A 26,451-nucleotide genomic window follows, 5' to 3' on the forward strand; every position below is an offset into this window, starting at 1 on the left:
ACAGCGCGTCCGCTCCTAGGGGGCGGGGATCGCGGCCAGCAGCTCGCGGGTGTAGTCGGCCTTGGGGTGCTCGAAGATGTCGTCCGCGGTCCCGCTCTCCACGATCCGCCCGCGCTGCATCACATGCACGGTGTGCGAGAGCATGCGGACCACGGCCAGGTCGTGGCTGATGAACAGGTAGCTGAGCTTCAGCTCCCGCTGCAGCTCGGCCAGCAGCTCGAGAATCTGGGCCTGGACGAGCACGTCCAGGGCGGAGACGGCCTCGTCGAGCACCACGAGCTCGGGGGAGAGCGCCAGCGCCCTGGCGATGGCGACCCGCTGGCGCTGACCGCCCGACAGCTCGTGCGGCAGCCGCTGCGCGAGCGAGGCGGGCAGCGAGACCTGGTCGAGCAGGCCGGCGACGGCCTGCTTGCGGCTGGCCGCGGTGCCGACGCGGTGCACGCGCAGCGGCTCGCTGATCGACTTCTCCACGGTGTAGCGGGGGTCCAGCGAGGCGTAGGGGTTCTGGAAGACCGGCTGCACGCGGCGGCGGAACGCGAACAGCTCGCGCCGTCCGAGCGAGGTGACGTCGGTGCCGTCGAAGCGGATCTGCCCGGACGTGACGTCGTCCAGGCCGAGCAGCAGGTTCGCGGTCGTCGACTTGCCCGACCCCGACTCGCCGACGATGGACACGGTGTGGCCGCGGGGGATGCTGAAGCTGACGCCGTCGACGGCGGTGAACTCCGCGGCGCTGCCCCTGATCGGGAAGACCTTGCGCAGGCCCTCGATCCGGACGAGGTCGTGGGCGTCCCGCGACGGCTCGGCCAGCCGCACCGACGACAGGCTGGGCACGGCGCGCAGCAGCCGCCGGGTGTACTCGTGTTGCGGCTCGGCCAGGATCTCGCGCGCCGGGCCGACCTCGACGAGCTCGCCCTGGTACATGACGGCGACGACGTCAGCGCGCTCGGCGGCCAGGGCGAGGTCGTGCGTGATGAGGAAGACGGCGGTGCCCATCTCGGCGGTCAGCTCGGCGAGCTGGTCGAGGATGCGCCGCTGGACGGTCACGTCCAGCGCGGACGTCGGCTCGTCGGCGATGAGCAGCTTGGGACGGCAGGCCAGCCCCATGGCGATGAGCACGCGCTGCCGCATGCCGCCGGAGAACTCGTGCGGGTACTGGTTGATCCGCTGCGCCGGGTCCGGGATGCCGACCATGTCCAGCAGCTCGATCACGCGCGCGTGTGCGGCCTTGCCGGAGGCGACGCCGTGCACCTCGAGGGCCTCGGCGATCTGGTCGCCGATGCGCATGAGCGGGTTGAGGTTCGACATCGGGTCCTGGGGGACGAGCCCGATCCCGGCCCCCCGGATGGCGACCATCTCGCGCTCGCCGACCTCGGCCAGGTCGCGCCCGTCGAAGAGCACCTGGCCGCCGGTGATGCGGCCGTTGTCGGGCAGGAGGCGGTTGACGGCGGCGGCCGTGGTGGACTTGCCCGAGCCCGACTCCCCGACGACCGCGACGGTCTGGCCCGGCATGATGTCCATCGAGACGTTCTTCACGACGGTGACGTCCTGCTTGCCGCTGCGGAAGGCGACCGACAGGTCACGGATGGCCAGGAGCGGCGTGCTGCTCGTCATGTTGTCCTCGATCGTTGTGTGGTGGCCTTCAGCAGGTCGTCCCAGAGGACGTCCGTGGGCACGGGCGTCCCGTCGACCAGCAGCCGGTTGCTGACCATGACCAGGCAGATGTCGCGGTCGGGCACGAAGCCGATGGCGCCGCCCACGTAGCCGGGGTGGCCGAGCACGGTGACGGCCTCGTCCCGGACCTGGAGGTCGTACCTGCGGAAGCCGAGCGCCTGCTGGGCGTCGGGGCCCGGTGCGAAGAACTCCCGCGCGACCTCGGGCCGCCACAGCCTGTCGTGCTCGCGGTAGCGCGACAGCGCGGCGCAGTAGCGCAGCAGGTCGGGGACGGTGGAGAAGAGCCCGGCGTGTCCCGAGACGCCGCCGAAGGCATGGTGGGCGTTGCCGTCGCTCACCTGCCCGATCACGGGTTCCAGGCGCCACCCGGCGAAGTCGGCGCTGCGGAACGGAACGGGGTACGGCTGCTGGGAGTCCAGCATGCCCATTTCGACCCGGTCGTCCCGTGCACTCATGGCCACCCGCGGGCCCGCCGGGCGGGCGTACCTGGTCGAGGTCAGCCCGAGCGGCTCGGTCACCAGCTCCGCCACGGCCCGGTCGAGGGGCAGCCCCGTGACCGCGGCGACGACCTGTCCGAGCAGGACGAACCCGAGGTCGGAGTAGTGCCGCTCCTGGCCGGGACGGTAGCGCGGCGGCGGCAGCTCCCGCTGGATGTAGAGCGGGTACCACTCCCACAGCCCGCCCCGGTGCAGGAGCAGGTCCCGCACGGTGATGCCGTCGAAGCAGCCGGGCAGGTGGCGGCGCACCGGCGCGTCCAGGTCGACGAGGTTGTCGGAGACGAGACGGATGAGCGCCGTCGTGGTGGCGACGATCTTCGTGATCGAGGCGAGGTCGTGGTGGGTGTCGAGGGTCATCGGCTCCTCGCCGACGCGGACGCCGTCCTCCCAGCGCACGGTGCGATGGCCGGCGCACTCGGTCAGCTCGAACCACGGGGTGCGCGCCGCCGTCACGATGCCGGGGGGCGCGGTCACGCCAGCTCCTTCGTCAGCCGGAGCTCGGGCTCGCCGAACTCGGGCGTGACGCGTTCGGTCCCGTCGGGAGCCCAGCCCTGGCGACGGTAGAACCCGATCGACGGCAGGTTGTCGCGGAACACCCACAGGAACGCCGTGGTGGTTCCGGCCGACGCCAGCGCGTCCTCCGCCGCGCCGAGCAGCCGCGCGCCGAGCCCTCCGCCCTGCGCCCCCGGGTGCACGTAGAGCGAGTGGACGGTGTCGCCCGAGAAGCGCGTGAGACCGCGAACCCGGCCGTCGTCCTCCGCCACGACGGCCGGCTTGCCCGTCCACAGCTCGCGGGCGCGCTCCGTGGACATGGCCGACACCAGCCGCTCGGGCAGCACCCTCGCGTAGCTCTCGTGCCAGCAGGCGAGGAAGACCTCGACGATGCCGTCCAGGTCGTCAGGGGCCGCGGGGCGCAGTCTCATCGGCCCAACTCTCGTCGGCCCGCTCTCATCGGTGCAGCGTGAGCGAGCGCGGCCGGTCGGCGATCGGCGCGGGCAGGACGAGCGGCCCGGCTCCCGGCGTGAGCGTGCCGAGGACGCGGGCGGCGCGGGCGCCCGTTCCCGCGGGAACGGTTCCGGGCAGGCCGTGCGCCGTGCACCAGCCGATGAGGGCGAAGGCGATCGCCTCCTTGTCGTCGGCGGGAGCGCCGTAGTCGTCGGAGAGCGCGACCGCCACGCCGGCGAGCGCGTCACGCAGCCCCTTCATCAGGACGGGGTTGCGGCAGCCGCCGCCCGAGACGACGAGCAGGTCCACCCCCGCGGCCAGGACGTCCCTGGCGACCGTCCGCACGGTGAGCTCGGTCAGGGTCGCCACCAGGTCGGCGTCGGAGACCGGGTGTCCCGCCCTGGCGAGCGCGTCCTCGACGTAGGCGAGGTGGAACAGCTCCTTGCCGGTGCTCTTCGGCGCGGGCAGCAGGTAGTACGGCTCGTCGAGCAGCACCTCGAGCAGGCGCTCGTCGACCCGTCCCGAGGCGGCGATCCGGCCGTCCTCGTCGAAGCCGCGCTCGCTCAGCCCGCTGCTCGTGACGACGGCGTCCACCAGCGCGTTCGCCGGGCCGATGTCGTAGGCGTACAGCTCGTCGAGCCCGCGCACCACCGTCATGTTGGCGATGCCGCCCAGGTTGAGCGCGGCGGCGCTGCCCGGGTGCCCGGCGAGGAGCAGGGAGTCGAGGACGGAGACCAGCGGGGCGCCGTGCCCGCCCGCCGTGATGTCGCGGATGCGGACGTCCGACAGCACCGGGGCGCCCGTGCGCTCGGCGATCCACGCGGGCTGGCCGATCTGCAGCGTGCCCAGCGCGTGCGCGCCGTCGACCCAGTGGAACACCGTCTGGCCGTGCGAGACGATCAGGTCCACCGGCCCGGCCTGCTCGATCGCCGCGGCGGCGGCCTCGGCGAAGCTCTGGCCGATGAGCGTGTCCAGGACGCACACCTCGGCGAGCGTCGTCGGCGCGGGAGGCAGCGCCTCGACCAGCCTGGCGCGCAGCTCCGGCGGGTACGGCGTGCTCGCGGTGTGCTCGACCCTGCCGTTCAGCACACCGCCGGCGAGGTCGAAGTCGACGACGGCGACGTCGATGCCGTCGTGCGAGGTGCCGGAGATCATTCCGAGGACTCTCATACCTGCTCTCCTAGCGCGGCCCGCAGCCGCCCGCCGCTGCGGGCCAGCCGCGCCGCGGCGTCCTGGGGGCTGAGGTCGAAGCGGGAGGCCACGACCGCCTGTTTCACGTTGAAGCCGTTCTGGCGGAGCACCGTCAGCGCCTGGTCGCGTCCGGCCCCCGTGATGGTCCGGACGATGCCGACGGCGCGTTCGCGCAGCTTGCCGTTGCTGGCCTTGACGTCGACCATCAGGTTCCCGTACGTCTTGCCGAGTTGCACCATGACGATCGTCGAGAACATGTTGAGCACCAGCTTCTGCGCGGTGCCCGCCTTGAGCCTGGTGGAGCCGCTGATCACCTCCGGGCCCACGAGGACCTCGATCGCGTGCTCCGCCTCCTCACTCAGCGGGCTGCCCGTGTTGCACGACAGGCCCACGGTCAGCGCCCCGCGCTCCCGCGCGCGCCGCACCGCGGCGAGGACGAACGGGGTGCGCCCGCTCGACGCGATGCCCACCACGGTGTCGAGCGGGCCGATCCCGGCCGCGTCGATCGCCGTGACGGCGGCGTCCTGGTCGTCCTCCGCGCCCTCGAAGGGGGAGACGATCGCGCTCTCGCCGCCCGCGATGATCGCGAAGACCTGCTCGGGCGGGGTGCCGAAGGTCGGAGGGCACTCGGACGCGTCGAGCACGCCGATCCGGCCAGGGGTGCCCGCGCCGACGTAGACCAGCCGCCCGCCCGCCTTCATCCGCTCGGACGTGGCCTCGATCGCCCTCGTGATCTCGGGCAGCGCCTTGGCGACCGCGTCGGGGACCGTGGCGTCGGCCCCGTTCATGGTCGCGGCGAGCTCGGCCACGCTCATCCTGTCGATGCCGGAGAAACGGGGGTCGGTCGACTCCGTCGTCAGATCTGAGAGGTTCACCGCTTGCCTCGGTTTCGCGGGTCGAGAGTGTCACGAAGGCCGTCGCCGACCAGGTTCAGGCCCACCACCAGCAGGACGACGACCGCGCCCGGCGCGATCAGCGTCCACGGGGCCACGAAGACCAGGCTGCGCGCCTCGAAGATCATCGATCCGAGGGAGGGGGCCGGAGGCGGCGTCCCCAGGCCGAGGAAGCTCAGCGACGCCTCGGTGAGCACCGCCCACGACAGCGACAGGGCCACCTGGATGACGATGATCGAGGTGATGTTCGGCAGCACGTGCCGCAGCATGATCATCCATCGGCTCTGCCCGGTCGAGGTGGCCGCCTTGACGTACTCGATCTCCCTGAGCGAGAGCACGGGACCCCGGGTGACCCGGATGAAGATGGGCACGTAGACGATCGCGATCGCGACGGCGATCGTGAACCAGTTGCGGTCGAACACCGAGGCGAGCGAGAGCGCGAGCAGCAGCGGCGGGAAGGCGAACAGCACGTTGGTGACCCCGCCGATGGCCCCGTCGGCGAAGCCCCGGTAGAAGCCCGACACCAGCCCGCCGAGCGTGCCGACCACCGTGGAGAAGGCGACGGCGACGACCGCGATGAGCGCCGAGTTGCCCACCCCTGCCGCGACCCTGGAGAAGACGTCCCTGCCGAACTGGTCCGTCCCGAACAGATGGTCGCCCGAGGGCGACAGAAAACGCGACGGCGGGTTCTGCGCGATCGGGTCGTGCGGCAGCAGGCCGAAGGACGACAGCAGCGCGACGACGGCGAGCAACGCGAGGATGACGCCGCCGACCAGGCCGCTGGGGCTCTTGCGCAACGTGGTCATGAGGGCGGTCATGAGGCGCGCACCCGCGGGTCGATGATCCGGTAGAGCAGGTCCGTCAGGAGGTTGACGATCACGAACGCCAGCGCGATGACCAGCACCGTGCTCTGCACGACCGCGTACTCCTTCTGCTGGATGCCCAGCAGCACCTGTCTGCCGATGCCGGGAACGGAGAAGACCTGCTCGACCACCACGGCCCCGCCCAGCAGGTAGCCGAACTGCAGGCCCGTCATCGTCACGATGGGTACGAGCGCGTTGCCCAGCACGTGCCTGATCTGAAGGCGTCTCGGCGGCACGCCCTTGGCCCGCGCGGTGCGGACGAAGTCGTTCGAGCGCACCTCCAGGACGGCGGTCCGCGTGGTGCGCTGGATCGGCGCCGCGATGCCGAAGCCCAGCACGAGCGCGGGCAGGAACATCTGCTGCAGGTTGAGCAGCGGATCGTCGAGCAGGCCCGCGAACCCCTGCCCGTTCGGGTTGAAGCCGAACGAGGCCGCCAGGACCGACAGCAGCGTCGTGGCCAGCAGGAAGGCCGGGATCGACAGCCCGCCCAGGCTCACGACCTGCCCGAGAGCGTCCCTGGGCGAGTTCGTCCTGGACGCGGCGAGCATGCCGAGCGGGACGCCGATCAGCAGGGCCAGCACGATGGAGAACACCGCCAGCTCGAACGTGACGGGCAGCGAGTGCAGCGTCAGGTCCAGCACGCTCTGCTGCGAGCGTGCCGAATAGCCGAAGTTCCCGCTGAACATGTTGCCGAGCCAGGAGAAGAACTGGGTGAACAGCGACTCGTCGAGGCCGTAGTAGCGCTCCAGCGCCACCCGCTGCGCCGGGGTGAGCGCGGCGGCCTCCGTGCCGAGCCCCGCGGTGATCTGGTCGCCGGGAATCGCCCGGAGCATGACGAACACGAACACGGCCACCCCGAACAGGGTGCCGAGCACGCCCGCCACGCGCCGGACGACGCGGTTGCGCACAAGTGCTCCCAGCATGGCTAGCCGAGCGTCGTCGTGCGCAGGTACTGCAGCGAGCCGCTGGCCATCGGGACGAAGCCCTTCACCTGCGACGTGGTTCCGGTGTAGGTGTAGCCGGTGAACATCCAGATCCACGCGGCGTTGTTCTCGAGCTCGGCCGACACCTTGGCGTAGATCTCCTTGCGCTTCGCCTGGTCGGTCGTGGCCTTGCCCTCGGCGAACAGTTTGTCCAGCTCGGGCGAGCTGTAGCCGGCGACCTTGTTCAGGTTGCCCTTGCTGGTGAAGTAGCGGCCGTACATCCCGTCGGGGTCGGGACGCCCGCCGTTCAGCGCGACGGCCGCGTCGAAGTCGCCCGCGACCCACCGGTCCACGAACGCCCCCGACTCCAGCACCTCGAGGTCCAGGTTGATCTTCGCCTCGGCGAGCTGCGCCTTGAGGTTCTGCGCCTCGTTGACGGAGGTCGCGTACTCGCCCTGGGAGACCATCGTCTTGATGGTCAGCCCGCCCGCCTTGCCCGCCTTGCCGAGATACTCGGCCGCCTTGGCCAGGTCACGCGTGGGGCACGGACGCTGCTGCGGGTCCGACTTGAACACCGGAGAGGTGATCGGCCCCGTCACCTCGCCCTCGCCGAGCGCGGCGGTGTCGAGCACCTGCTTGCGGTCCACCGCGCACTGGATCGCCAGGCGCACGTTGAGGTCCTTCAGGTCGCCGTGGGTGGCGTTGAGCTGGAGGGCGTGGTAGTTGAGCTGCGGCGTCTTGGCGACGGTGATCGTGCCGCCGCCCTCCGCGGTCTGCGCGACCAGCGGGTCGTTGAAGACCGCGAGCTGGACGTTGCCCGACTGCATCGCCGAGACGATGGACGACTCGTCGGGGATGACCCGGAACTCGACGCCGTCCAGCTTGGGCTTCTCGCTGCCCCAGTACTTGTCGTTCCTGGCCAGCGTGATCGACTGGCTCGCGACGCGCTTCTTCAACGTGAAGGGGCCGGTGCCGTTGGGGGTCGTGTTGAGCTTCTCCTCGGTGTCGTCAGAGGAGAGCATCGCCATGTTGACCGTGGCCAGGTTGGCGGGCAGCGCGGCGTCGGGCGTGTTCAGGTGCAGCACCACGGTGTTCGCGTCGGGAGCCTCCACCGACTTGACCGAGGAGAGCGAGGCCCTCGCGACGGCGGCCGTGGCCTCGTCCATGATCTTGTCGAGGGAGGCCTTGACGTCCTTGGAGTCGAAGGCGCTGCCGTCGCTGAAGGTGACGCCCTTCCTGAGGGTGAGGGTGAGGGTCTTGCCGTCCTCGGCGGGCTTCCACGACTCGGCCAGGCCCGGCACCACGTTGAGGTCCTTGTCGAACTCCGTGAGCGTGCCGTAGATGTTCGTCAGCACGTTGACGGCCTGGAACTGGGTGGCCTTCCAGGGGAAGAGCGTGTCGGGGTCGGTGGTGACACCGACGACGAGGTTTCCACCCGACGCACCCGACGCGCCGGTAGTGGTTGCGGGCCCGGAGGATGATGAGCAACCGGTGAGAGCGATGGACAGCGCTGCGGCTGCGCCGATCGCGGAGAACGCGCCACGGGACATGTGGCCTCCTCGGGCAGTAGGTCATAAAATTACGCAGACCATACCATCGCTGTACAATCATTCCTCAATAGGGTTGGTGAAGATGGCTGACGGCACCCTGCTCATTCGCATCCGAGCGGCCGTGCCCGCTCTCCGGCCCACGGAGAGGCGCATCGCAGAGCTGGTCGTCGGCGACCCCGCGGGCGCCGCCAACCTGTCCATCGCCGAACTGGCGGCCCGCTGCGAGACCTCGACCACCTCGGTGGTGCGCTTCTACAAGCGCATGGGCTACGCCCACTTCAAGGACTTCACCATCGACCTGACCAGGGAGGTCACGCGGGAGGAGTTCGCCACCTCGAACCTGCCCGAGGTGTCGGGCGACATCGACCGCCACGACTCCCTGGAAGAGATCGTGTCCAAGGTGGCGACGAACGAGACGCTCTCCATCGCCGACACCGCCCGCGCGCTGGACATGGACGCGCTCGCCCGAGCCGTGGCGCTCGTGCTGGCCGCCCGGCGCATCGACACCTTCGGAGTGGGTGCGAGCGCTCTCGTCGGGCTCGACCTCCAGCAGAAGCTGTCGCGCATCGGCAGGACGGCCATCAACTGGCACGACTCGCACTCGGCCTGGACGTCCGCCGCCACGCTCAACGGCACCTGCGTGGCCGTCGCCGTCTCACACACGGGCGCGACCGTTGACACGGTCGAGTTCCTGGCGATCGCCCGCAAGTCCGGCGCCGCGACCATCGCCATCACCAACTACCACGACTCGCCACTCGCGGCCACGTCCGACGTGACGCTCACGACGGCGGCGCGGGAGACCCAGTTCAGGTCGGGCGCGCTCGGCAGCCGCATCGCTCAGCTCATGGTCGTCGACTGCCTGTTCACGGGCGTGGCCCAGGCGTCCTACGACGAGTCGATGGCGGCCCTGCGCAACACCTACACGGTGGTCCACGACCGCATCGTCCGCAAGCGCGGCTGACCGCCAGCGGATTGTCGGCTCGGTCACGCCGCTTTCAAGCCGTCCCCGGCGACGACGGCGCTCCCTGTGTTCTGCGCAGCCACTCGTCCAGAACGGCGTAGTCGGTGTCGCCGAGGCCCTGACGGGGATCGACCCGATGAAGTCCGATGACTCCGGCCAGATCACCACGGGCAACGGCCAGCCCGAGCAGCGGTGCGACGCATGCGTTCGCGTGTCGAAACGATTGCCTGACGGGCCCGGGCGCTTTCGGCGGGGATCACACCGCGATGCGGCCGCCGTCAACGGGCAGGACGGCGCCGTGAACGAAACTGGCACGGTCGGTGGCCAGGTAGGCGATGGCGTCGGCGATCTCCTCGGCCGACCCTGGGCGTCCAGCGGGCGCGGCCGCGGCCAGGGCGTCGAGCGACTCACCCATGGCGGCGGTGCCTTCGGTGCGGGTCGGGCCGGGGCTGACCGCGTTCACGCGCACGCCACGCGGCCCGTACTCGGCCGCCCAGGACTTCGTGAGCAGCACGAGCGCGGCCTTGCTGGATCCGTACAGGCTCATGTCCGCCATGCCGAGCTCGGCGACCACCGTGGTCACGTTGATGATCGCGCCCTTGCCGCGCCCGGCCATGTCCGGGGCGAGCTCGGCGACGAGGAAGAAAGGCGCCTTGACGTTGATGGTGTACACCGAGTCGAAGTCCTCCTCGGTCATCTTCTCGGTGGGGCCGAAGGGGAAGATGCCGGCGTTGTTGACCAGGACGTCGACCTTCCCGAGCGCCTCCTTGGCCCGCCTGGCCAGGGACCGCGCCCCGGCCGCGTCGCGCAGGTCGGCGGGCAGGAAGACGGCCGTGCCGCCGGCGGCCCGGATGTCCTGGACGACCTGGTCGCCCCTGGCCTCGTCCCGGCCGGACAGCGCCACGTGGGCGCCGAGCGCGGCCAGCGCGACCGCGGCGGCCCGTCCGATGCCGCTGGTCCCACCGGTCACCAGCGCCGAGGTACCCGACAGTTCTGTAGTCATGGTCCACTTACCGTTTCTGATGGACATGTAGAGCCGCGGTTGGCGGACGTCGCCCCGTAGCCAAGGCCCGATCGTTCACCGCGACCAGACATCTCCCAAGCCTTCCCTGCTTTAGGGAAAAGGCGGGAAAACGACGCGTAGGAAATCCTTGGCGGATCCGGGTGCACCTGCCGAGGTCAGGACCGCGAAAGCTGCCGCGTCAGGAGTCGAGGACGGAGGAGGCGCCCTGCCGGGCCAGCCTGTCGCCCGGGTTGACCAGCAGGCACTGGTCGAAGGACAGGCAACCGCACCCGATGCACTCGGTGAACTGGTCGCGCATGCGTTCCAGCTTCGCGATGCGGCCGTTGATGGCCTCGCTCCAGCACTCCGACGCCTTCAGCCACAGCTCACGGTTGGGCGCGACATCGTGCGGCACGTACTCCAGCACGGCCTCGATCAGCGACAGCGGTATGCCCACGCTCTGGGAGGCGCGGATGAACGCGAGCCTGCGCAGCGTGCTGCGGTGGTAGCGGCGCTGGTTGCCGACGGTACGGCGGCTGGAGATGAGCCCCTTGCGCTCGTAGAAGCGCAGGGCTGAGGCGGGCACGCCGCTGCGGGCGGACAGCGCCCCGATGGTCAGCTCCGTGGCGATCGCTTCGGATTCCGGCATGCGGCCAACCTAGCTTGACTTAAACCTTGGTTCAGCAACGAGCCTGGTTCCCGAGGCGTTGGACGAACGCCGCACACCCCTGTGACCGAGCCGCTCCAGCTCGCGGTGATCGTCGGCAGCGTGCGCGACGGCCGGCTCGGCCCGACCGTCGCGAACTGGATCGCACCACCGGCGCCTGACCCCCGTCCACCTCATCTCCCAGTGACCACCAGGAAGGCACCATGAACATTCTCAACGGCAAGACCGCGCTCGTCACCGGCGCGAGCAGAGGCATCGGCCGGGCCATCGCCCGGCGCCTGGCGCGCGACGGCGCCCGCGTCGCCGTCCACTACGGCGGCAACGAGCGGGCGGCCGAGGAGACGGTCGCCGCGATCGAGGCAGCAGGCGGGCAGGCCTTCGCCCTGCAGGCCGAGCTGGGGGCGCCAGGCGACGCCGAACACCTGTGGGCCGCCTTCGACGCGCGGGCCGACGGGCCGCTGGACATCCTGGTCAACAACGCGGGGATCCTCAACGACGAGCCCGGCATCGAGCATGTGACCAGGCAGCAGTTCGAGCGGATCTTCGCGGTCAACGCCACCGCCCCGTTCTTCGTCACGAAGCTCGCGCTGCCACGCCTGCGCGACGGCGGCCGGATCATCAACATCTCCACGATGCTGACCCGCGGCTCGGCCATGCCGCAATCCATCAGCTACGCCATGTCCAAGGGCGCGCTCGACGTCCTCACCTCGACGCTCGCCAAGCAGCTCGGACCCCGCGCGATCACCGTCAACACCGTGTCGCCCGGCGTCATCGACACCGACATGCACGAGGGCAGGCTCGTCGGGGACGCGCTGGCGTGGCTGTCGTCGCTGTCGCCCATGGGCCGCGTGGGCGTGCCCGAGGACGTCGCCGACGCCGTCGCCTTCCTGGCCTCCGACGACAGCCGCTGGGTGACCGGGCACTGGCTGGACGCCTCAGGGGGAACCCTGCTGTGAGCAGCACGCATGCACGGACGCCGGTGAACTGATGTAGAGCAAACCACGCAAAAGCCTCAAACATCTCCACGCATGTCGCAAAGCCCGAATTCTGGATCTCCGCGTGGATACGACAGGACGGAGAAAGGCGAAAAGGGAGGCGTTTGCTCGTGACTGCTCAGATGTCCGCCAAGCCGCTGGAAGGCCGGGTGGCCGTCGTCACCGGCGCCTCCAGCGGTATCGGAGAAGCCGCCGCCGAACACCTCGCGTGGCTGGGCGCGAAGGTCGCGGTCCTGGCGCGGCGGGAGGGGCGCCTGCGGGACCTGGTCGCCCGAATCGAGAAGAACGGCGGCAGCGCGCTGGAGATCGCCGCCGACGTGACCGACGCCGCCGTGATGCGCGCAGCCGCCGACCGTGTGGAGGAGCAGCTGGGGAGTGCGGACCTGCTGCTCAACAACGCGGGCGTCATGCTGCCCGCGCCGATCGAGGAACTGCGCGCCGACCAGTGGCAACACCAGATCGACCTGAACATCACCGGGCTCATGAACGCCATCGGCGCGTTCGTTCCGCAACTGGTCAGGGCGGCGGGAATGCGCGGTGTGGCCGATCTGGTCAACACCTCCTCGATCGCGGCGCACAACATCTTCCCGAACTTCGCCGTCTACTCCGCCACGAAGGCGTACGTCACGCAGCTGTCGCGGCACCTGCGGGTCGAACTGGGGCCCAAGAACGTGCGCGTCGCCGCGATCGAGCCCGGGATCGTGGGCACCGAGTTGCAGGACCACGTCACCGACACGGGCGCGCAGGAGTGGCTGAACGCTTCCCAGCAGACCATCGAGTGGCTCACTCCGCAGGACGTCGCCCAGGTCGTCGGCTTCATCGCGACCCTGCCCCCGCGGGTGAACCTGCAGGAGGTCATCGTCATGCCGACCGGCCAGGGCAGCTGACGGCCGACCTGCTCGCGACACCCACGCTGCGCCTGACCGCCGGCGGAGCCTCGTAGGCGGCACCCCGGTCACCGACCCCGGCACGGTGGGCCAGGTGATCGACGATGTCCGCGCCAAGTACGGCGCATCGGACGTGGCCGTCGAAGTCGCCCTCGGGTGACCAGCGGACCGGCGGCCCCGACGAAGCCCGGCGCAATCTTGCTAGTCATCGTTGTGACTACTCATGTCGATGAGTAGCATCGGCCTAGGATGTGGAGGTGGTCGGAGATGGCGTTGCGCCATGCGGTGCTCGCGACACTGCTCGACGGGGAGTACAGCGGCTACCAGCTCACCAAGCTGTTCGACGTGGGCGTCTCCAACTTCTGGTACGCCGCGCCGCAGCAGCTCTACAGCGAGTTGACCAAGCTGGAGGACGCCGGGCTGATCAGCGGGCGGGAGGTCGTCCAGCAAGGGCGTCCGAACAAGCGGGTGTTCCTCGTCACCGAGGCCGGTATCGATGAGCTGGCGTCCTTCGCGGCGTCCTCGAGCAAGCCGCTGCTCATCCGCGACGACCTGGCGGTCAAGGTCCACGCGGTCGACATGGTCGATCCGGCGCCTGTGATCGCGCAGCTGCATGAGCGTGCCGTCGAGGCCGCGGCCAAGCTCGAAGTCTTCGAGCGGGCCTTGGTGCACATGCGCGGCGACCTGGACGAGGAGTCGTTTCTGCGGCAGAGCGACCGGATCGGTCCCTACCTGACCTGCCTGGCGGGCTGCCGCCTCGAACGCCAGATGCGCGACTGGTGTCTGAGCGCCGCGCGGACGCTGGGGGAGCGCGCCACCCAGCCGCACTCGGGAGGGAAGGCCTCATGAGCTTCAAACGGTACGTCGCCCTCGGCGACAGTCAGACCGAAGGGCTCGGCGACGGAGACGATGTCCGAGGTCACCGAGGCTGGGCCGACCGGCTGGCCGAGCACCTGGCCCGGATCGACCCGGAAACGCGCTATGCGAACCTCGCGGTGCGGGGCCGGCGGGCCGCGCAGGTCCGCGACGAGCAGCTCGGGCCCGCCCTGGAGCTCCGGCCCGACCTGGCCACGGTCATGGCAGGGGTGAACGACCTCATCCGCCCCGGCTTCGACGCCGCCGAGGTCACCGCCTGCCTGGAGGAGATGTTCGACGCTCTCGGCACGGCGGGCGCGCATGTGGTCACCGTCACCTACCCCGACCCCAGCAAGATCGCCCCCCTCGCCCGTCCGTTACGCTCCCGGGTCCTCGATTTCAACGCCCGCATCCGCGTCGCCGCCGCCCGCCACGGTGTCACCGTCGTCGACACCTACCCCCACGCCTTCACCACCGACGCCAGGATGTGGAGCACCGACCGCCTGCACGCCAGCCCCCTCGGCCACGCCCGCATGGCCGCCGCCATCGCCCACACGCTCGGCCTGCCCGGCAGCGACGACACCTGGTCCCTCCCGCTTGCCCCGGTGCCACCGTCCACGACCTGGCAGTCCATCGGAGCCGAACTGCGCTGGGTCGCCGCCTTCGCCGGCCCGTGGATCTACCGCCGCCTGCGTGGTCGTTCCTCCGGCGACGGACGCCGGGCCAAGCGCCCCCAACTCGCACCGCTGTCCCCGAGCTCGGCCCTCCCCGAGTCCGCGACCTGACCGCCACTACCGCGATGTACGAGAGGCCCGGCCTTCGACGGCGTCCAACGCCGGGGCGATGACGGCGAAGGCCCGGTCGGTCAGTTCGGCGGGGTCCTCGGCGCCGTCGCTGCCGCTCCACCGCTGCAGGACGGCGTCGAAGGCGGTCAGCGCCATCCCGGCGGCCAGCTGCGGGTACAGATCGGTGTCGGGCGCGAGCCCCAGGCGGCGCGCCAACTCCGCCGCCAGGTCGTCGCGCCACTGCGCGTACCAAGGCCGCACAACCCGCCACCCTGCCACCGGCAACTACGTCATTTGACGCAATCGAGCCACCTTCGGGCCTGTCTAGCGTTCCGGTTATCTCCCCGATCGAGCCCGGGGCCGAATCTCGGGCGAAGGAGGCAATGCCGTGAACGCAGGTCCGGACGTGAAGAACATCGTGCTGGTGCACGGCGGGTTCGTCGACGGCTCAGGCTGGCAGGGAGTCTACGACCACCTGACCGCCGACGGCTATCGGGTGGCCGTCGTGCAGAACCCGACGCTGTCGCTGGCCGGAGACGTCGCCGCGACCCACCAGATCCTCGACGGCCTGGACGGCCCGGCCGTTCTGGTCGGCCACTCCTACGGCGGCGTGGTCATCACCGAGGCCGGCAACCACCCCAACGTCGTCGCCCTCGCGTACATCGCGGCGTTCGCCCCCGACAAGGGCGAGTCGGTCAACTCGCTGATCGCCGACCCGCCGCCCGGCGCGCCGGTCCCGCCGATCCTGCCCCCGGTCAACGGGTTCCTGTTCCTGGACCGCGACAAGTTCGCCGCGTCATTCGCCGCCGACCTGCCCGCGGCGCAGGCCGCGTTCATGGCCGACTCGCAGGTGCCGTGGGGCGTCGACGCGCTCGGCGGCGCGGTCTCCGAACCGGCCTGGCGGATCAAGCCGTCCTGGTACCTGGTCGCCACCGACGACCGCATGATCCCCCCGCCTGCCCAGCGCGCCATGTCGGAACGGGCCGGTTCGACCGTCACCGAGACTTCGGGAAGCCACGCCGTCTACGTGTCCAACCCCGCCGCCGTGGCCGCCGTCATCGCCCAGGCCGCCACGGCCGGCCAGTAGACAGCGCGCCGAACCGCCGCCTCCCGGCCCGGGCGCCGTCCGTGCACGCTGGACAGGATCCAGAAGACGAAGGAGGGTCGGGGGATGGACGGGTTCAGCACGCGCCACGATCAGGCGACTGCCGGGGCGGCGGACCTGATCGGCCGCGAGCCGGAGATTCAGCGACTGCGCCGGTTCGTCGGCCGGATCGCCGAAGGGGCGGGGGAGGCGCTCCTGCTGGCGGGTGACCCGGGCGTCGGAAAGACGTCCCTGCTGGACCAGGCCGCCGCCCTCGCGGCCGGTTCGGGGATCAGGCTGCTGCGGGCGACCGGCTCGCAGTTCGAGGCGGACATCTCCTATGCCGCCCTCCACCAGCTCCTCCTCCCGTGCCTCGGCGAGGCGCCCCGGCTGAGCCCCCTGCTCGCCGGGGCGCTGAACGTGGCGCTGGGCCTGGGCGAAGGGGCGCCGCCCGCCCAGCTTCTGGTCGCCAGCGCGGTCCTGGCGCTGCTGCAGTCGGCGGCCGACCAACAGCCGCTGCTGCTCGTGGTCGATGACCTGCCGTGGCTGGACCGTGCGAGCGCGCTCGTGCTCGGCATGGTGGCCCGCCGGCTGACCGGCCTGCCGGTGGGCCTGGTCGCGGCCTGCCGTACCGGCGAACCCAGCTTCTTCGACCTGGGCGGCCTGCCGGTCGTGTACGTGAACCCCCTCTCGGAGGAGGCGGCGACCGAACTGCTGACCAGCCGCTATCCCGTGATGACCCCGCGCGTGCGGCGGCGGCCTGAGAACCGATCACCCCATCCCCGACCTGCCGGTGATGACCCCGCGCGTGCGGCGGCGGCTGCTGGACGCGGCCCGGGGGAACCCGCTGGCCCTGCTGGAACTCCCCGTCTCCCTCGCCACCCTGGGCACCACCGTCGCCGGGACGCTGCCCGCGACGCTGCCCCTCAGCCACCGGCTGCAGACCGTCTTCGCCTCCCGCGTCCGGGCGCTGCCCCCGCCGGTCGTCGAACTGTTACTTCTGGTCGCCCTGGACGGTACGGGCGACCTACGCCTCGTCCGGGCGATCGACGCCGACCGGGGCGGCGGGAGCCTGCCGGCTGCTGAACGCTCCGGTCTGGTGCGCGCTGATGGGTCCAGTGAACGGCTGATGTTCCGCCACCCCCTGATCCAGTCGGCGATCGTGGAGCTGTCGACCAGCGAGCAGCGCCGCCGCGCCCACGCCGAACTCGCCGCCCGCCTCGCCGACCGGCCCGAACGGCACGCCTGGCACCTGGCCGAGGCCACCGAGGAACCCGACGAGAAGGTCGCCGCCCTCCTGAAGGAGGTCGCCATCGCCAACCTGCGGCGCGGCGACTCCGTCGGCGCCGTCATCCAGCTGCTGCGCGCCGCCCAGCTCAGCCCGTTGGGAAAGGGCCGCAGCGGACGGCTCGCCGAAGCCGCCTACCTGGGCTCCCTGGTCACCGGTGACCTGCGGGACGCCCCCCGCCTGCTGGAACAGGCCCGCCTCGCCGAGCCCGGCCCCGGCGACCTGCTGTCGGTGGCCGGCGCCCGCGCCTTCCACCTCCTGCACGGTGACGGGGACGTCGACACCGCCCACCGGCTGCTGATCACTGCCATCCAGGACCACGACGGTTCGCGCGACGCCGGCGACATCGTGGCTGGCCCGTGCCGACGCCGCCGTCGCGCGCCTCGGCCACGAGGCCAGCTCCGCTCGCATCATTCGCACCGGCATCGCCGTCGCCTACCTCGACCGGCTCTCCCAGTGCCGGGAGGCCCTCCAGCGCGTCATCCAGCACGGCCGGGAGGGCGGTGCGATCAGCTCGGCGATCGAAGCGCTGTTCTTGCTCGGCCAGGACGCCTTCCACACCGGCCGGTGGGACGAAGCCCAGCAGCTGATCGACGAGGGCCTCCACCTGTGCGAGGCCCACGGCTACGACCTGCTGACCTGGCCGGGCCGCCTCACCGATGCCCTGCTGGCCGCGGCCCGCGGAGACTTGCGGAAGGCGACCGACACCGCCCGGGACATGGACGCTTGGGCCGCGCCCCGCCGCGCCGGGATCATCGGCGCCTACGCCTCCCACATCCGCAGCCTCGCCGCCCTCGGCCAGGGCGACTTCGAGACCGCCTTCCACAACGCCGCCGCCGTCAGCCCGCCCGGCACTCTCGCCCCGTACGCGCCGCACGCCCTGTGGGTGTTTCACGACCTCATCGAGGCCGCCCTCCACACCGGTCGCGGCGCGGAGGCCGCGGCCCATGTCGCCGCCGCCCGCGCTTCCCGCGTCGACCGGCTCTCCCCGCGCCTGCGCCTGGTCGTCCTGGCCGCCGCGGCCATCACCGACCCCCGCACCGAGACCGCCGCACTGGAACAGGCGATCGCCGAACCCGGCAACGACCGCTGGCCCTTCGACCTGGCCCGCATCCAGCTCATCTACGGCTCCCACCTACGCCGCGCCAAACGCACCACCGAGGCCCGCCGCCATCTGGCGAGCGCTTCCCAGACCTTCCACCGCCTCGGAGCCGTCCCCTGGGCGGAACGAGCCGACCGGGAACTACGCGCCACCGGCATCAGCCATTCCAGCACCGCGACCGGCCTCGCCTCCCTCACCCCGCAGCAACGTCAGATCGCCCAGCTCGCGGCGGCAGGCCACACCAACAAAGAGATCGCCGCCCGCCTCTTCCTGTCCCCGCGAACCGTCTCCACCCACCTCTACCAGGTATTCCCCAAGCTCGGCATCACCTCCCGCGCCGCCCTGCGTGATGCCCTCGCCGACCCGTCAGACTCCCTGTGACGGCCTCGGCGTCTCCGTTAGGGGCGCTCCTCGAGGACTGTCTCTGTGTTCGCCGACGATTCCGCCGAACTCACCGTCGCGCAGAGAGCGGCCAGGGCCACCAGCTGACCTGAACCATCCAGCGACCTCTTCCACCGTGCCCCGGCCGCACACAACCGTCAGCACGCGCCCGCGGGCCGGCGGGGTCCCAGGCCGATGAGGACGGCCCACCCCGGCCGGGGTCACGGCAGAATCTCGACGTACCCGTCGCTTCCGTGCACGCGGATCCGCTGCCCATCGGAAATAAGCCGGGTGGCATCGACCACACTGACGACAGCCGGCAGGCCGTACTCCCGTGCGATCACTGCGCCGTGCGTCATCAATCCTCCGACCTCCGTCACCAGGCCTGTGATGGCGACGAAGAGGGGCGTCCAGCTCGGGTCCGTGTGGGCCGTGACGAGGATGTCACCCGGTTCGAGATCAGCCTGGGCCATGTCCAGGATGACGCGGGCGCGCCCTTCGATGGTCCCGGCGGAGACCGGTAGGCCGATCAGGGCGCCGGTCGGCACGTCGTCGCGTCGGTACGCCCCGGCGATGGCCTCGCCGTCAGATGTGAGCACCCGGGGCGGCGTGAGCGCGTGGTACGAGCGGAACGCGTCCTTGCGCTGCTGGATCAGCTGGTCATCCACCTGGTTGGTGCGCACGACGTCGTGGAGCTCCTGGAACGTGAGGTAGAAGACGTCCTCCTTCTCGGGGAGGACGTCGGCCTGCACGAGGCGCTCGGCCTCTTCCAGCAAGGCCTGCTTGTAGACGAAGTAGCGGCTGACGATGCCGTACTTCGGGTACTCCCGGTAGCCGATGAAGGTCCGGACCCGGTCGATCATCCGCTTGGTCTCGTTGGCCTTGTGCTCCCCGTCCGGCAGGGCCCGCAGGTGTTCGAGCACCTCCTGCGCCTTCTTCTGCGCCTCCTGCCGTCCTTGCTCGAAGCGCCGCTTGGCGGCGCCCGGCTCGAAGTTCCTGACGTTGTCGAGGATCACGGGCACGAGCGTGGTGGGGCGTTCGCGCCAACGCGGCCTCGTGATGTCGATCTCGCCGACGCAGCGCATGCCGTACCGGTCGAGGTAAGCCTCGATGGCGTGGCGCGCTTCGGTCCCGCCCGCGAGCTTCGGCAGCTCGTCCAGGAAGCCGCCGTCCTCGACGTCCTGAAGGAACGCCACCACCTGCGGATGCGGGCGGATCACGTCGGCGACGTCGAGCAGCGCCAGTCCCATCTCCGACGTGACGTTGTCAGGGGCGGACAGCGTGAGGGTGTCGGCCGCGTTCTTCTCGCCCAGCCATTCCTGCAGCTGGTCGTTGAGCCACCAGGTGGCCTCCATCCCCGCCATGATCGCCTGCACGCTCAAGGGATCACTGAGGACTCGCTTGTGCTCCTGGAAGGCCTCCAGCAGGAAGTCGAACAGCGCCGGTCCGGTCTTCGTCCGGATGTCGCGCCGCAGGGCGGCGATGGAGGCCTGGCTGCGCTCGATCAGCTCGGTGACGATGGCCGGATCGGTCTCGATCGGGGCGGACGCGCCCCTGGCCGGCGGCCCGCCGGGACCAGCCTCCGGGAGCGTCGGGACGAAGCCGTGGCGGTCGAGGACGGTCTCCAGCGCGTCCCTGGTCAGCGGATCGGACCTCCCCACCATCTCCAGGAGGCCGGCGCGGCCCGCGGGCGAGGCCAGGTGCCGGGTGGCGTCGACGAACAGCCTCCCGCCGGCCTCGTGCATCGGCGCCATGGCCGTCAGCTGCCACACGGAGAGCCCCAGTGGCTTCATGGGGTCGGTCATCATCTGCTGATGACCGACGGAGAGGTAGACGTGGTTCTCCTGGTCGCGGGCCGCGGGGATGGGGAACAGCGTGGTGATCGGCCGGCTCTGCACGATCTGGAAGTCCTCGTCGACCAGGCACCATTCGATGTCCTGCGGGCGGCCGAAATGCGCTTCGATCCGCCGCCCGAGCTGCACGAGCCGCACGACCTGCGCATCCGTCAGCGCCGGCTGCCCCTGCCGCTGCGGGTCGATCGCCACTTCCTGCGTCCCGCCGGCCGGCAGGGCGTGAACGGCACGCTGTTTGGCGGCGACCGCCTTGGTGACGACCTCGCCGTCGCGCACCTTGAAGACGTCCGGGTTCACCAGGCCGGAAACCAGGGCCTCGCCGAGGCCGAAGCCGGCGTCCACGGTGGCGACCTTCCGGTTGCCCGTGACGGGGTCGGCCGTGAACAGGACGCCGGCCGCATCCGGGAAGACCATCTGCTGCACGATCACGGCCATGTGGACCGCACGGTGGTCGATGCCGTTCCGCAGGCGGTAGGTCACGGCCCGCTCGGTGAACAGCGACGCCCAGCACCGGCTGACATGCTGGAGGATCGCCGCCGGCCCCACGACGTTCAGGAACGTGTCCTGCTGGCCGGCGAAGGACGCCGTCGGCAGGTCCTCTGCCGTCGCGCTGGATCGCACGGCGTAGGCGGCTTGCTCGCCGAACTGGGCGAGCGCGCGGAGGATCGCCGCCGCCAGATCGCCCGAGATGGCAATCCCTTCGATGGTCCGGCGGATCTCCGCGCTGAGCGCGCGGATCGCCTCCCGGTCATCCGGGTTCAGGCGCGATAGCCGATCGTCGATCGACGGCGCTTCCGCCATGATCCGCCGGAAGGCGGCCGTCGTCACGCAGAACCCGGCCGGCACGCGGATGCCTTCGATCCGCGACAGCCCGCCCAGCTGCGCGGCCTTGCCGCCAACGACCGCGACCTGCGTCTCGTCAACCTCTTGAAGATCCAGCACGTACTGCTCGATCATTGCGATACCTCCGAGGCAGCCGTGCTCCGTTGCACAGCACCGGCCGATCGAATCACCGGCGCGTCGAGCTGTGCCGAACTCCTTATCGGGCGCGTCCTCATGTCTGGTTGGCTTCCCTCTGACGAGTCGGCCGGCCGCTGCGCCCGGTCGGGCGGCGCGCACCCCCGCACCTCCGCGTCAAGCGCCCGCGACTGCACCGCCACTCTCATCAGCGGCTCGAGGTCGCCGCGTCCCGCGTACATCGACAACACACCCACGTCGTGCCCCCCCACTTCTGTGTCCGGCCGCCGATTCTGCGGCAAGGACCGGGTCTTGCCGCAAGCCCCCCTGTGCGCTATACGGTGGAAGTGGCAGGGAGTGAGATCTTCTTGCCTTTGCTTGTCTCGTCCGCCGCGGGTTGAGCTCCTTCGACCGCCTGGAGCGCCTGGCCCGGCGACGGCGGGACGGCGATCGTTGCGCAGGGTGTGGTCCCACAGCGCCGCCTCCGACGTCGCCCACACGCCCAGGACCTCCAGCTTGCTCTCCTGACCGGCCGCGATGGGGGTCAGCTGCTTGGAGGCGCGTTGTAACACATGAGGCGGATGTTCAGCGTGGCGCGCACCACCACCCGGGGCCGGGCGCCCGTCGCCTTCCCGCCGCGCTTTGTCGGTGGCGCAGTGCACTATCGGGACACCGACCTACGGCCAGGACAGGAGATCATGGTGTCGCCCACGAACCAGCAGGTGGTCAACCACGCGTTCCTCAGGGGCATGTACGACGACGGGTACTTCCCCGATCACGTCGTCGACAAGGGGAAGGCGATCCTCCTGAGGCTGTGCGAGCGGATCGAGGCCGAGCGGCCGTCGGATCTGGCGGCGCTGTACACGCTCACGGAGGCTGCGACGGAGGAGTTCAACGCACTGGAGGCGGAGTTCGAGGCGGCGGGCAGTGAGATCGAGACCGTTGCGCGAGAGGTGATCGCCGAAGACTTCTGGTTCGTGGCGTCGGCATACGGGTTCGCGGAGGCGGATGCGGAAGAGCTGGTCGCCGCCCGCGACTGGTGATCATACCGGACCTCTCATCAACAGAGATCACAAAACCCGCTACTCTACGGCCGCATGTCAGAAGGACGGCACCGGCCGGGAAACGTGATGACACAGCGAGCCACAGATGACTGGCTGAGCGAGGACGACCGCCTTCCTCCCGACAGCTGGGGACGCCGGCAGTCGGCGGGCCGAGGGTTGCCGTGGGCGATCATCCTCCTGATCACGGCCCTGGTGGCGGGACGGCTCCTCCTGGCCCCGCACCTGACGGCTCCGGCGCTGCGGACGTGGGCCACCGTCTTCGTGGCGGTGTGCCTGCAGGCGTTGCCGTTCCTGGTGTTCGGAGTGATGCTGTCGGCTGCGATCACCGCCTTCGTCCCGCCGTCGTTCTGGACGAAGGCGCTGCCCAGGCAGCCGTACGCCGCCGTTCCGATAGCGGGCGCCGCTGGGGCGGTGCTGCCCGGATGTGAGTGCGCGTCGGTGCCGGTGGCCTCGGGGCTGATGTCGCGCGGGGTGGCCCCCGCCGCGGCGCTGGCCTTCCTGCTCGCATCGCCCGCGATCAACCCGGTGGTGCTGGTGGCCACCGCGGTGGCCTTTCCCGGCAATCCGGCCATGGTGGTGGCGCGCTTCGTCGCCTCCCTGACCGTGGCCGTGCTGGCGGGGTGGGCGTGGGCACGGTTCGGCCGTCCAGAGTGGCTGCGCGTCCGGGCCCACACGGTGGTGCCGGGGCAGAGCAAAGGAGGGAGCTTCGTCGAGGCGATGCGGCACGACCTGCTGCACGCCGGCGGGTTCCTGGTCGTCGGCGGGCTGACCGCGGCGACTCTGAACGTGATGGTCCCGAGGTCGTGGCTCACCTCCGTGGGCGAGCTTCCGGTGCTGTCCGTGTTGGTGCTGGGGCTGCTCGCGGTGCTGCTGTCGATCTGTTCGGAGGCCGACGCGTTCGTGGCGGCGTCGATGACCGCGTTCTCGCCGACCGCGAAGCTGGCGTTCCTGGTGGTCGGGCCGATGGTGGACCTCAAGCTGATCGCGCTGCAGGCCGGGACGTTCGGCCGCGCCTTCGCCTGGAGGTTCGTCCCGCTGACCTTCACCCTGGCGATCGCCGTCAGCTTCGCCGCAGGCTGGGTGCTGCTGTGAATCGCGTGTCGCAGAACCTCCTGCTGCTGGTGGTGGCCGGCATGCTGGTGAAAGTCTCGCTCTTCTCCGAGACGTACGTGAACTACGTCAAGCCGGGGTTCCGGCCCATGCTGATCGCGGCGGGCGTGGTGGTGGCCGCGCTGGCCCTGGCCGGACTGGTCAGAGGCTGGCGGGACGCGCCGCGAACCGACAACGAACAGGGCGATCACGGCCACGACCATGGACACGACCACGGGCATGGGCCACGGGTGGCGTGGTTCATGGCCGTGCCCGTGTTCGCGCTGACGCTGGTCGCCCCACCCGCCCTGGGGGCGTTCGCCGTCCAGCGCGAGGAACGGCCACCGCCACCCAAGGTGTCGGACTACCGAAACCTCAGCGACGCCGGGGTGACACCGCTGGCTGTGGGCGAGTTCATCGGCCGCGCGTACGGAAAATCGCTGGCGGGCAAGCGGGTGAAGCTCACCGGCTTCGTGGTGAAATCCAGCAGAACGGGCCAGTGGTACGTGGCCAGGATGCAGATGAGCTGCTGCGCCGCGGACGCGATCGCGCTCAAGGTGGCCGTCCGTGGCGCGTCCGCCCCCAAGGAGGACACCTGGGTGGAGGTCACGGGCACCTGGATCCCGTGGAAGGGCGGCAAGGTGCCGAACGGCTTCGTCGCGCCCGGCCTGACCGCTTCCGACGTCAAAGAGATCGACCAGCCCGCGGAACCGTACGAGTGAGGTTCGGGGCGCGCGGCGGTTCGCGCGCCCAGCGGCCCTCCGGGCCGGGCTCCCGCTTCGACTTCGCGTTTGAGGCGCACAAGCTGAACTCCGTCCCGGGGAGCCTGGTCGGCGGCGGCTCTGGGAGCTGTAGGGGAGCAGGGCCGGCTCGCGGGCGTTCTTGATCGCGCGAGCAGCCGTCCCCAAGCGCAGGACCTCCCGCGGCAACACCCGGCGCCGCCCCATGGGCGGCTAAAGGTTGAGGAAGGAGTGTCTTCGCCTCGCGCGTGCTGCCCATCGCAGGTGGTCTCGTTCGCCGTAGTTGGTGAGGGCGTCATCACCGATGCCCAACGGAAGCGAGGGAAACGACATGCGACAGCTGATGGTGACCACGTTTGTGTCCTTGGACGGGGTCATGCAGTCACCGGGCGCCCCCGACGAGGACCGCGACGGCGGGTTCGAGCACGGCGGATGGGTCGCACCACACTTCGACCAGCAGCTCGTCCAGCGGATGACCGCGCTGGTCAGAAGGGCCGACGCGCTCCTGGTCGGGCGCAAGACCTACGACATCTTCGCCTCCGCCTGGCCTCTGGCCGAGGCCGGCGACCCGATCGGGGAGAGGATGAACAGCCTGCCCAAGTACGTCGCGTCACGGACGCTGCACACCGTGTCGTGGCAGAACTCGACGCTGCTCACCGGCGATGTCGCCGAGGCGGTCAGAGACCTCAAGCGGGGCGAAGGCGGCGAGATCCAGGTCCACGGCAGCGGCAAGCTGATCCAGACGCTCGTCGAGCACGACCTCGTCGACGAGTTCCACCTGCTGGTCTTCCCCGTGCTCATCGGCTCCGGCAAGCGGCTCTTCGCCGAGGGAACGATGCCGGTCGGCCTCAAGCTGGTCGACACCACGACGTCGAGCGCCGGTGTCGTGGTCAGCACGTACAGGCGGGACGGCAAGGTCGAGTACGGTGCGATGGGCCCCGAGACCGGTAACTGGTGATCGAGCGAAGCGACCGGTTTCGTGGCGGAGACCACGGACCTCGCGCACGCGGTCGCGATCGGCACGCTGCTTCCGATCATGGTTGGCGCCGTCGAGGTGCGGCCGCTGCTCGCGGTGTGACCGACGTCCGGCAGGCGGTCGCCGACGCGCACCGTCGCGAGTGGGCCACAGCGCTCGCCGCGACGGTCGCGTCAGCAGCGGGTCAGCGTCCAGCGCCGACGCCAAGTCATGAATCGGGCGTTAACCTGCCCCGACGATGCTCTGCGTATCGTGAACCCGGGTGAGTCCCGTGACCTGCGATGACAGGTGGCAATGAGGGGGTTGCGATGCCTGATGCCGCGGCGCTGAAGCGGCGCATGGGACGGGTAGGGGTCTGGAACGCCACGCTGAGCGCCGAGTCGGCCTCGTTCGAGCGGGAGGCGGCCGCCGAGATCGAGAGTCTGGGCTTCGGGACGCTGTGGGTCGGTGAAAGCCCGACGGGCAAGGAGGCGCTGGCCCATTCGGCGATCCTGTTGGAAGCGACGCAGCGGATGTTGATCGCTACCGGTATCGCCAACGTCTGGGTCCGCGACGCCACCGCCGCCTCGAACGGGGCGAACGCCCTCGCGGAGGCGTTCGGCGGCCGGTTCGTGCTCGGGCTGGGCGTGAGCCACGCGCCGACGGTGTCGGTGAGAGGGCACGACTACCAACGGCCGGTGTCGGTGATGCGCTCCTATCTCGACGCCATGGACGCGACGGAGTACAGCGGTCCGCTGCCGGAACCCGCTCCGCGGATGCTGGCCGCACTCCGAACCAGGATGCTGGAGCTGGCCGCGCAGCGCACCCACGGAGCGCATCCCTACTTCGTGCCCCTCGAGCACACCGCCCGCGCTCGCGCGATCCTCGGCCCCGATCCCGTGCTGGCACCGGAACAGACGGTCGTGCTCGACACCGACCCGGAGCGGGCGCGGCAGACCGCCCGTCGTTTCACGTCCTTCTACCTTCGGCTGCCGAACTACGCGAACAACCTGCGCGACCTGGGCTGGGATGACAAGGACCTCGCCAACGGCGGAAGTGACGCGCTGGTCGACGCCGTCGTGGCATGGGGCGACCCGGAGACGATCATCGAGCGGGTGCGCGCGCACCACGACGCCGGCGCGGACCACGTCTGCGTCCAGCCGCTCGCCGAGACCGCCGATGACATGATGGAGCACCTGCGCATCCTGGCCCGGAGTGGTCTGATCTCGGGCTGACGCGTCCCGTCGTCCGA

Annotated in this window: 26 protein-coding genes; 13 read left to right on the forward strand and 13 right to left on the reverse strand. The window is 70.5% G+C overall.

The window, feature by feature from the left end; genetic code table 11:
• Nucleotides 1-15 precede the first annotated feature (15 nt).
• Genes ABT294_RS17760 through ABT294_RS17795 form a run of 8 tightly spaced genes read right to left on the reverse strand, consistent with a single transcriptional unit; the run spans nucleotide 16 to nucleotide 8,533 of the window.
• A complete protein-coding gene (locus ABT294_RS17760) occupies nucleotides 16-1,611 on the reverse strand; it encodes an ABC transporter ATP-binding protein (protein WP_350806840.1) in 1,596 nt (531 codons plus the stop codon).
• Nucleotides 1,608-2,642, reverse strand: a complete 1,035-nt coding sequence (locus ABT294_RS17765) for a serine hydrolase domain-containing protein (RefSeq protein ID WP_350806843.1) — start codon at nucleotides 2,640-2,642, stop codon at nucleotides 1,608-1,610. The genes ABT294_RS17760 and ABT294_RS17765 overlap by 4 nt, the downstream gene beginning before the upstream one ends.
• Nucleotides 2,639-3,091 (reverse strand): GNAT family N-acetyltransferase, encoded by a 453-nt coding sequence (locus ABT294_RS17770; protein ID WP_350806844.1) that lies wholly within the window; start codon nucleotides 3,089-3,091, stop codon nucleotides 2,639-2,641. Before ABT294_RS17770 ends, ABT294_RS17765 begins: the two co-directional genes overlap by 4 nt.
• A gap of 25 nt (nucleotides 3,092-3,116) precedes the next feature.
• A complete protein-coding gene (locus ABT294_RS17775; protein WP_350806846.1) occupies nucleotides 3,117-4,283 on the reverse strand; it encodes an anhydro-N-acetylmuramic acid kinase in 1,167 nt (388 codons plus the stop codon).
• On the reverse strand, nucleotides 4,280-5,179 hold the full coding sequence (gene murQ / locus ABT294_RS17780; protein ID WP_350806847.1) for an N-acetylmuramic acid 6-phosphate etherase: 900 nt from the start codon (nucleotides 5,177-5,179) through the stop codon (nucleotides 4,280-4,282). The genes ABT294_RS17775 and murQ overlap by 4 nt, the downstream gene beginning before the upstream one ends.
• Nucleotides 5,176-6,015 carry an ABC transporter permease gene (locus ABT294_RS17785; RefSeq protein WP_350806848.1) on the reverse strand — a complete coding sequence of 280 codons (840 nt, stop codon included), beginning with the start codon at nucleotides 6,013-6,015 and terminating at the stop codon, nucleotides 5,176-5,178. Before ABT294_RS17785 ends, murQ begins: the two co-directional genes overlap by 4 nt.
• Complete coding sequence (locus ABT294_RS17790) at nucleotides 6,012-6,968, reverse strand: ABC transporter permease (RefSeq protein ID WP_350806850.1); 957 nt, start codon at nucleotides 6,966-6,968, stop codon at nucleotides 6,012-6,014. The genes ABT294_RS17785 and ABT294_RS17790 overlap by 4 nt, the downstream gene beginning before the upstream one ends.
• Nucleotides 6,969-6,985: 17 nt before the next feature.
• Nucleotides 6,986-8,533, reverse strand: a complete 1,548-nt coding sequence (locus tag ABT294_RS17795; protein ID WP_350806851.1) for an ABC transporter substrate-binding protein — start codon at nucleotides 8,531-8,533, stop codon at nucleotides 6,986-6,988.
• An 82-nt stretch (nucleotides 8,534-8,615) separates the two neighbouring features.
• Between ABT294_RS17795 and ABT294_RS17800 the strand changes: the two genes are divergently transcribed.
• Nucleotides 8,616-9,494, forward strand: a complete 879-nt coding sequence (locus ABT294_RS17800) for a MurR/RpiR family transcriptional regulator (protein ID WP_350806852.1) — start codon at nucleotides 8,616-8,618, stop codon at nucleotides 9,492-9,494.
• A 256-nt stretch (nucleotides 9,495-9,750) separates the two neighbouring features.
• Here ABT294_RS17800 and ABT294_RS17805 read toward each other — a convergent pair whose 3' ends face one another.
• Nucleotides 9,751-10,497 carry an SDR family NAD(P)-dependent oxidoreductase gene (locus ABT294_RS17805; RefSeq protein WP_350806854.1) on the reverse strand — a complete coding sequence of 249 codons (747 nt, stop codon included), beginning with the start codon at nucleotides 10,495-10,497 and terminating at the stop codon, nucleotides 9,751-9,753.
• Nucleotides 10,498-10,696: 199 nt separating this feature from the next.
• Complete coding sequence (gene soxR / locus ABT294_RS17810) at nucleotides 10,697-11,146, reverse strand: redox-sensitive transcriptional activator SoxR (RefSeq protein ID WP_350806855.1); 450 nt, start codon at nucleotides 11,144-11,146, stop codon at nucleotides 10,697-10,699.
• Nucleotides 11,147-11,367: 221 nt separating this feature from the next.
• Here soxR and ABT294_RS17815 point away from each other — a divergent pair, with 221 nt between their 5' ends.
• The 4 genes from ABT294_RS17815 (at nucleotide 11,368) to ABT294_RS17830 (ending at nucleotide 14,686) form a co-directional block, all read left to right on the forward strand.
• Nucleotides 11,368-12,120 (forward strand): SDR family oxidoreductase, encoded by a 753-nt coding sequence (locus ABT294_RS17815; protein ID WP_350806857.1) that lies wholly within the window; start codon nucleotides 11,368-11,370, stop codon nucleotides 12,118-12,120.
• A 149-nt stretch (nucleotides 12,121-12,269) separates the two neighbouring features.
• Nucleotides 12,270-13,046, forward strand: coding sequence for an SDR family oxidoreductase (locus tag ABT294_RS17820; RefSeq protein WP_350806859.1), 777 nt, complete (start codon nucleotides 12,270-12,272; stop codon nucleotides 13,044-13,046).
• A gap of 267 nt (nucleotides 13,047-13,313) precedes the next feature.
• A complete protein-coding gene (locus ABT294_RS17825; RefSeq protein ID WP_350806860.1) occupies nucleotides 13,314-13,895 on the forward strand; it encodes a PadR family transcriptional regulator in 582 nt (193 codons plus the stop codon).
• The gene (locus ABT294_RS17830; RefSeq protein ID WP_350806861.1) at nucleotides 13,892-14,686 is read left to right on the forward strand and encodes an SGNH/GDSL hydrolase family protein; all 795 of its coding nucleotides are present in this window, start codon (nucleotides 13,892-13,894) and stop codon (nucleotides 14,684-14,686) included. Before ABT294_RS17825 ends, ABT294_RS17830 begins: the two co-directional genes overlap by 4 nt.
• Nucleotides 14,687-14,692: 6 nt before the next feature.
• Here ABT294_RS17830 and ABT294_RS17835 read toward each other — a convergent pair whose 3' ends face one another.
• Entirely contained in the window at nucleotides 14,693-14,947 is a 255-nt protein-coding gene (locus tag ABT294_RS17835; RefSeq protein ID WP_350806862.1) for an acyl-CoA-like ligand-binding transcription factor, read from the reverse strand.
• Between the two features lie 127 nt (nucleotides 14,948-15,074).
• Here ABT294_RS17835 and ABT294_RS17840 point away from each other — a divergent pair, with 127 nt between their 5' ends.
• Together ABT294_RS17840 and ABT294_RS17845 are read left to right on the forward strand one after the other, a co-directional pair.
• Nucleotides 15,075-15,773 (forward strand): alpha/beta fold hydrolase, encoded by a 699-nt coding sequence (locus ABT294_RS17840; RefSeq protein ID WP_350806863.1) that lies wholly within the window; start codon nucleotides 15,075-15,077, stop codon nucleotides 15,771-15,773.
• A gap of 84 nt (nucleotides 15,774-15,857) precedes the next feature.
• Nucleotides 15,858-16,856, forward strand: coding sequence for an AAA family ATPase (locus ABT294_RS17845; RefSeq protein WP_350806864.1), 999 nt, complete (start codon nucleotides 15,858-15,860; stop codon nucleotides 16,854-16,856).
• Here the strand turns inward: ABT294_RS17845 and ABT294_RS17850 are convergent.
• Nucleotides 16,798-17,484: a hypothetical protein gene (locus ABT294_RS17850; RefSeq protein WP_350806865.1), complete on the reverse strand. Its 687-nt coding sequence runs from the start codon at nucleotides 17,482-17,484 to the stop codon at nucleotides 16,798-16,800. The two genes, ABT294_RS17845 and ABT294_RS17850, sit on opposite strands and share 59 nt — an antisense overlap.
• Before the next feature lie 109 nt (nucleotides 17,485-17,593).
• On the opposite strand from ABT294_RS17850, the gene ABT294_RS17855 reads away from it, so the two are divergent.
• Nucleotides 17,594-18,541, forward strand: a complete 948-nt coding sequence (locus ABT294_RS17855) for a helix-turn-helix transcriptional regulator (RefSeq protein WP_350806866.1) — start codon at nucleotides 17,594-17,596, stop codon at nucleotides 18,539-18,541.
• 221 nt (nucleotides 18,542-18,762) lie between these two features.
• On the opposite strand, the gene rph is transcribed toward ABT294_RS17855, so the two are convergent.
• Complete coding sequence (gene rph, locus ABT294_RS17860; protein ID WP_350806868.1) at nucleotides 18,763-21,351, reverse strand: rifamycin-inactivating phosphotransferase; 2,589 nt, start codon at nucleotides 21,349-21,351, stop codon at nucleotides 18,763-18,765.
• A 572-nt stretch (nucleotides 21,352-21,923) separates the two neighbouring features.
• On the opposite strand from rph, the gene ABT294_RS17865 reads away from it, so the two are divergent.
• From ABT294_RS17865 to ABT294_RS17885, 5 genes are all read left to right on the forward strand, one after another.
• Entirely contained in the window at nucleotides 21,924-22,394 is a 471-nt protein-coding gene (locus ABT294_RS17865) for a DUF5713 family protein (RefSeq protein WP_350806870.1), read from the forward strand.
• Nucleotides 22,395-22,481: 87 nt separating this feature from the next.
• Nucleotides 22,482-23,507 (forward strand): permease, encoded by a 1,026-nt coding sequence (locus ABT294_RS17870; protein WP_350806872.1) that lies wholly within the window; start codon nucleotides 22,482-22,484, stop codon nucleotides 23,505-23,507.
• A gap of 5 nt (nucleotides 23,508-23,512) precedes the next feature.
• The gene (locus ABT294_RS17875) at nucleotides 23,513-24,226 is read left to right on the forward strand and encodes a TIGR03943 family putative permease subunit (protein WP_350806873.1); all 714 of its coding nucleotides are present in this window, start codon (nucleotides 23,513-23,515) and stop codon (nucleotides 24,224-24,226) included.
• Nucleotides 24,227-24,587: 361 nt separating this feature from the next.
• Nucleotides 24,588-25,202: a dihydrofolate reductase family protein gene (locus ABT294_RS17880; RefSeq protein ID WP_350806874.1), complete on the forward strand. Its 615-nt coding sequence runs from the start codon at nucleotides 24,588-24,590 to the stop codon at nucleotides 25,200-25,202.
• 326 nt (nucleotides 25,203-25,528) lie between these two features.
• On the forward strand, nucleotides 25,529-26,434 hold the full coding sequence (locus ABT294_RS17885; RefSeq protein ID WP_350806875.1) for an LLM class F420-dependent oxidoreductase: 906 nt from the start codon (nucleotides 25,529-25,531) through the stop codon (nucleotides 26,432-26,434).
• Nucleotides 26,435-26,451: the final 17 nt, after the last annotated feature.

Source organism: Nonomuraea sp. NPDC000554 (genome assembly GCF_040300065.1).
GTDB lineage: Bacteria > Actinomycetota > Actinomycetes > Streptosporangiales > Streptosporangiaceae > Nonomuraea.